Source organism: Citrobacter sp. wls613, assembly GCF_005281195.1.
GTDB lineage: Bacteria > Pseudomonadota > Gammaproteobacteria > Enterobacterales > Enterobacteriaceae > Citrobacter > Citrobacter gillenii.
The window spans coordinates 95,341-101,476 of record NZ_SZXN01000055.1 but is presented as its reverse complement, the minus strand read 5'-3'; the positions used below and the strand labels follow the sequence as shown (position 1 = coordinate 101,476).

Annotated in this window: 4 protein-coding genes; 3 read left to right on the top strand and 1 reads right to left on the bottom strand. The window is 51.8% G+C overall.

The features are described from left to right. Nucleotides 1-35: 35 nt before the first annotated feature. Nucleotides 36-1,409, bottom strand: a complete 1,374-nt coding sequence (gene aroP, locus FDX01_RS09935; RefSeq protein WP_115259442.1) for an aromatic amino acid transporter AroP — start codon at nt 1,407-1,409, stop codon at nt 36-38. 564 nt (nt 1,410-1,973) lie between these two features. Between aroP and pdhR the strand changes: the two genes are divergently transcribed. The 3 genes from pdhR to FDX01_RS23695 form a co-directional block, all read left to right on the top strand. Further along, a complete protein-coding gene (gene pdhR, locus FDX01_RS09925; RefSeq protein WP_096758283.1) occupies nt 1,974-2,738 on the top strand; it encodes a pyruvate dehydrogenase complex transcriptional repressor PdhR in 765 nt (254 codons plus the stop codon). A 163-nt stretch (nt 2,739-2,901) separates the two neighbouring features. After that, nucleotides 2,902-5,565 (top strand): pyruvate dehydrogenase (acetyl-transferring), homodimeric type, encoded by a 2,664-nt coding sequence (gene aceE / locus FDX01_RS09920; RefSeq protein ID WP_096758282.1) that lies wholly within the window; start codon nt 2,902-2,904, stop codon nt 5,563-5,565. Nucleotides 5,566-5,579: 14 nt separating this feature from the next. After that, a partial coding sequence (locus FDX01_RS23695; protein ID WP_283205039.1) for a biotin/lipoyl-containing protein occupies nt 5,580-6,136 on the top strand: 557 nt, incomplete at its 3' end.

Genomic DNA, 6,136 nt, shown 5'->3' with positions numbered 1-6,136 from the left:
GTAACACCCCCTGCCTTTGCAGGCAGGGGGGGAAATTAATGTGCTTTAACCGCTCTGGCTGTTTTCTGCTTACACAGATAACCGACGCCAAGAATAGCAATCCACACCGGGATCAGGTAAACGGAGATTGCCATGCCCGGCGTCATCAGCATAATCACCAGCACTGCCGCCATGAAAATCAGGCAAACCCAGTTACCCAGCGGATAGAATAGCGCCGGAAAACGACTGGCGACGCCCTGCTGTTGTTTCGCTTTGCGGAACTTGATGTGTGCAAGGCTGATCATCGCCCAGTTGATCACCAGCGCAGAGACCACCAGTGCCATCAGTAAGCCAAAGGCAGATTCCGGTGCCAGGTAGTTGATCAGGACGCACAGGGCGGTGACCAGCGCGGAGACGAGGATGGTATTCACCGGAACGCCACGTTTATCCACGTTCATCAGCGCTTTTGGTGCGTTGCCCTGTTGAGCCAGACCGAACAGCATACGACTGTTGCAATACACACAGCTGTTATAGACAGACAGGGCGGCGGTCAGCACCACGACGTTCAGTGCGTTAGCCACAAACGTGTCGCCCAGTTCGTGGAAGATAAGGACAAATGGGCTGGTATCTGCCGTTACGCGCGTCCACGGCATCAGGGAGAGCAGGACGGCCAGTGAACCTACATAGAAAATCAGGATACGGTAAATAACCTGGTTGGTCGCTTTCGGAATGCTTTGCTCCGGGTTATCCGCTTCTGCCGCAGTGATTCCGACCAGCTCCAGCCCGCCGAAGGAGAACATGATAATGGCCATCATCATCACCAGACCGGTGAAGCCATGTGGCAGGAAGCCACCTTGATCCCACAGGTTGCTGACGCTGGCCTGCGGGCCACCGTTGCCGCTAAATAGCAGCCAGCCACCGAACAGGATCATCGCCACGACCGCAATAACCTTAATAATGGCAAACCAGAACTCCATCTCACCGAATACTTTTACGTTGGTCAGGTTGATAGCGTTGATGGCCACGAAAAAGACGGCGGCAGAGGCCCAGGTAGGGATCTCCGGGTACCAGAACTGGATGTATTTTCCGACGGCAGTCAGCTCAGCCATGGCAACCAGAACGTACAGCACCCAGTAGTTCCAGCCGGAGGAGAATCCAGCGAAACCGCCCCAGTACTTATAGGCAAAGTGGCTGAAGGAACCGGCTACCGGCTCTTCAACCACCATTTCACCTAGCTGGCGCATAATTAAAAAGGCGATAAAACCGGCGATAGCGTAACCCAGGATAATCCCTGGCCCTGCAGACTGGATAACGGACGCGCTACCGAGGAATAACCCGGTGCCTATCGCGCCACCCAGCGCGATAAGCTGTATATGGCGGTTTTTAAGACCGCGCTTTAGCTGATCGCCATGCTGTTGACTTTCCATCATGAAACCTCGTGTGTGGTTTTACTCTTCATCTTTCGAGTACTTATATTTTGAACCACGCAGTGACGCGTGTGTAAGTTTGCAATTCCGTTTGTTGTATTAATTTGTTTACGGTGATGCTTAGTAAAATGTTGCCTAAATACTTTTGTCTTGATCAGAATAATGTTATGCGAGCGCGAATGCACCTGCTTTATGAAGGGAGGATGACGAGTTGAATAAAAAGAAACCATTTGTAAGCGCGAGTTTATCTACCACAAAATTTCCATTTTGAATTTTTATTCGTTAATTTTGCTTTTTAAATCGATATTTAAGCAGGTGAATCGGTTCAGATGGGATAATTTTTCGTTTCAATTACGTTAAAACTACCTCGTGGTGGGTAAATTTAACATTTGTGCATAGTTACATGTTTGAAACGTTATTTCTGTAATGTTGTTAAAATATGCCTCCTTTACTGATTTCAATCAAAACCTGTATGGACAGAAGGTGAATACTTTGTTACTTTAGCGTCAAGAACATGAAATTGGTAAGACCAATTGACTCCGGGCAAATGGCTTAAGACAGGAAATCATGGCCTACAGCAAAATCCGCCAACCAAAACTCTCCGATGTGATTGAGCAGCAGCTGGAGTTTTTAATTCTTGAGGGGACACTTCGCCCCGGAGAAAAACTCCCACCGGAACGTGAACTGGCAAAACAGTTCGACGTCTCCCGTCCCTCCTTGCGCGAGGCGATCCAACGTCTCGAAGCGAAGGGTTTGCTGCTTCGTCGTCAGGGCGGTGGCACTTTTGTTCAGAGCAGCCTGTGGCAGAGCTTTAGCGACCCACTGGTAGAGTTGCTCTCCGACCATCCTGAATCCCAGTTTGACCTGCTTGAGACGCGCCATGCGCTGGAAGGTATTGCTGCTTATTACGCCGCACTACGCAGCACGGATGAAGATAAAACGCGTATCCGTGAACTCCACCATGCGATCGAGCTTGCTCAACAGTCCGGCGATCTTGACGGCGAATCTGATGCCGTTCTCCAGTATCAAATTGCTGTCACCGAAGCGGCGCACAATGTGGTACTGCTCCATTTGCTCCGTTGTATGGAGCCGATGCTGGCCCAGAACGTTCGTCAAAACTTTGAATTGCTGTATTCGCGTCGGGATATGCTGCCGTTGGTAAGCAGTCACCGTACGCGTATTTTTGAAGCGATTATCGCCGGGAAGCCGGAAGAGGCACGCGAAGCGTCCCACCGTCACCTGGCGTTTATCGAAGAAATTCTCCTGGACAGAAGCCGTGAGGAAAGCCGTCGTGAACGCGCCTTACGCCGCCTGGAGCAACGAAAGAATTAGTGATTTTTCTGGCAGCAAGTTAACCAGAAGATGTTGTAAATCAAGCGCCATTTAAAGTGCGCGGCAACTAAACGCAGAACCTGTCTTATTACGCTCTCTGGCGAGAACGTAATGGGACAGGTTCCAGATAACTCAACGTATTAGATAGATAAGGAATACCCCCATGTCAGAACGTTTCCCAAATGACGTGGATCCGATCGAAACTCGCGACTGGCTACAGGCGATCGAATCGGTCATCCGTGAAGAAGGTGTTGAGCGTGCTCAGTATCTGATCGACCAACTGCTTTCAGAAGCCCGCAAAGGCGGCGTGAAAGTAGCGGCAGGTACAGGGGCCAGCAATTATGTAAACACTATTGCCGTTGAAGATGAGCCGGAATACCCGGGCAATCTGGAGCTGGAACGTCGTATTCGTTCTGCTATCCGCTGGAACGCCATCATGACCGTACTGCGTGCGTCTAAAAAGGACCTCGAGCTGGGTGGCCACATGGCATCCTTCCAGTCCTCCGCAACGGTATATGATGTGTGCTTCAACCATTTCTTCCGTGCACGCAACGAGCAGGATGGCGGCGACCTGATTTACTTCCAGGGCCACATCTCTCCGGGCATCTATGCACGTGCATTCCTGGAAGGTCGTCTGACTGAAGAGCAGATGAACAACTTCCGTCAGGAAGTTCATGGCAAAGGCCTGTCTTCCTATCCGCACCCGAAACTGATGCCAGAATTCTGGCAGTTCCCGACCGTATCCATGGGTCTGGGTCCAATCGGTGCTATCTACCAGGCTAAATTCCTGAAGTATCTGGAACACCGTGGCCTGAAAGATACCTCTAAGCAGACCGTTTATGCCTTCCTGGGCGATGGCGAGATGGATGAGCCAGAATCTAAAGGCGCTATCACCATCGCGACCCGTGAAAAACTGGACAACCTGGTCTTTGTTATCAACTGTAACCTGCAGCGTCTTGACGGCCCGGTCACCGGTAACGGCAAGATTGTTAACGAACTGGAAGGCATCTTCGCAGGTGCTGGCTGGAACGTTATCAAAGTCATGTGGGGCGGTCGTTGGGATGAGCTGCTGCGTAAAGACACCAGCGGTAAACTGATCCAGCTGATGAACGAAACCGTTGACGGCGACTACCAGACCTTCAAATCCAAAGACGGCGCGTATGTTCGTGAGCACTTCTTCGGTAAATACCCGGAAACCGCAGCACTGGTTGCTGACTGGACTGACGAGCAGATTTGGGCGCTGAACCGTGGCGGTCACGATCCGAAGAAAGTTTACGCTGCACTGAAAAAAGCGCAGGAAACCAAAGGCAAAGCAACTGTAATCCTCGCCCATACCATCAAAGGTTACGGCATGGGTGACACCGCCGAAGGTAAAAACATCGCTCACCAGGTTAAGAAAATGAACATGGACGGCGTGCGTTACATCCGCGACCGTTTCAACGTTCCAGTTACCGATGAGCAGGTTGAAAACCTGTCTTACATTACCTTCCCGGAAGGTTCTGAAGAGCATACCTATCTGCACGCTCAGCGTCAGAAACTGCACGGCTACCTGCCGGCTCGTCAGCCTAACTTTACTGAGAAGCTGGAGCTGCCGGCGCTGGAAGACTTCGGTGCGCTGCTGGAAGAGCAGAACAAAGAAATCTCCACCACTATCGCTTTCGTTCGTGCCCTGAACGTGATGCTGAAGAACAAGTCGATCAAAGATCGTCTGGTGCCGATCATCGCCGATGAAGCACGTACTTTCGGTATGGAAGGTCTGTTCCGTCAGATTGGTATCTACAGCCCGAACGGCCAGCAGTACACCCCGCAGGACCGTGAGCAGGTTGCTTACTACAAAGAAGACGAAAAAGGTCAGATCCTGCAGGAAGGTATCAACGAACTGGGTGCTGGTGCATCCTGGCTGGCGGCTGCGACCTCTTACAGCACCAACGATCTGCCGATGATCCCGTTCTACATCTACTACTCCATGTTCGGGTTCCAGCGTATCGGTGACCTGTGCTGGCAGGCGGGTGACCAGCAGGCGCGCGGCTTCCTGATCGGCGGGACTTCTGGTCGTACGACGCTGAACGGTGAAGGTCTGCAGCACGAAGATGGTCACAGCCATATTCAGTCTCTGACTATTCCGAACTGTATCTCTTACGATCCGTCTTACGCGTACGAAGTTGCGGTCATCATGCACGATGGTCTGGAGCGTATGTACGGTGAGAAACAAGAGAACGTTTACTACTACATCACCACGCTGAACGAAAACTACCACATGCCGGCAATGCCGGAAGGTGCTGAGGAAGGTATCCGTAAAGGTATCTACAAACTCGAAACCCTCGAAGGTAAGAAAGGTAAAGTTCAGCTGTTGGGCTCTGGTTCTATCCTGCGTCACGTCCGTGAAGCAGCGCAGATCCTGGCGAACGACTACGGCGTAGGTTCTGACGTGTATAGCGTCACGTCCTTCACTGAACTGGCGCGTGATGGCCAGGATTGTGAGCGCTGGAACATGCTGCATCCGCTGGAAACTCCGCGCGTTCCGTACATCGCTCAGGTGATGAACGACGCACCGGCTGTAGCATCTACTGACTATATGAAACTGTTTGCCGAACAGGTTCGTACTTATGTACCGGCTGATGATTATCGCGTACTGGGTACTGACGGCTTCGGTCGCTCTGACAGCCGTGAAAACCTGCGTCACCACTTCGAAGTTGATGCTTCCTATGTGGTTGTAGCGGCACTGGGCGAACTGGCTAAACGTGGCGAAATCGATAAGAAAGTGGTTGCTGACGCTATCACCAAATTCAATATCGATGCAGATAAAGTTAACCCGCGTCTGGCGTAAGAGGTAAAAGAAACATGGCTATCGAAATCAATGTACCGGACATCGGGGCTGATGAAGTTGAAATCACCGAGATCCTGGTCAAAGTAGGCGACAAAGTTGAAGCTGAACAGTCGCTGATCACCGTAGAAGGCGATAAAGCCTCTATGGAAGTTCCGTCCCCTCAGGCGGGTATCGTTAAAGAGATCAAAGTCTCTGTTGGCGACAAAACTGAGACCGGCAAACTGATCATGATTTTCGATTCCGCCGACGGTGCAGCAGCTGCTGCACCTGCTCCGGCAGAAGAGAAGCAAGCAGCCGCTCCGGCAGCTGCACCTGCTGCGGCAGCAGCGAAAGACGTACACGTACCGGACATCGGCGGCGACGAAGTTGAAGTCACCGAGATTATGGTCAAAGTCGGCGACACCGTTGCGGCTGAGCAGTCTCTGATCACCGTAGAAGGCGACAAAGCCTCTATGGAAGTCCCGGCACCGTTCGCGGGTACCGTGAAAGAGATCAAAATCAACACCGGCGACAAAGTGTCTACTGGCTCCCTGATTATGGTCTTCGAAGTCGCTGGTAGCGCGCCAGCCGC

Excerpts from the sequence above, each read along its gene's own strand:
- aceE (WP_096758282.1), top strand. The coding sequence starts at position 2,902 with ATGTCAGAACGTTTCCCAAATGACGTGGATCCGATCGAAACTCGCGAC.
- aroP (WP_115259442.1), bottom strand. The coding sequence starts at position 1,409 with ATGATGGAAAGTCAACAGCATGGCGATCAGCTAAAGCGCGGTCTTAAA.
- pdhR (WP_096758283.1), top strand. The coding sequence starts at position 1,974 with ATGGCCTACAGCAAAATCCGCCAACCAAAACTCTCCGATGTGATTGAG.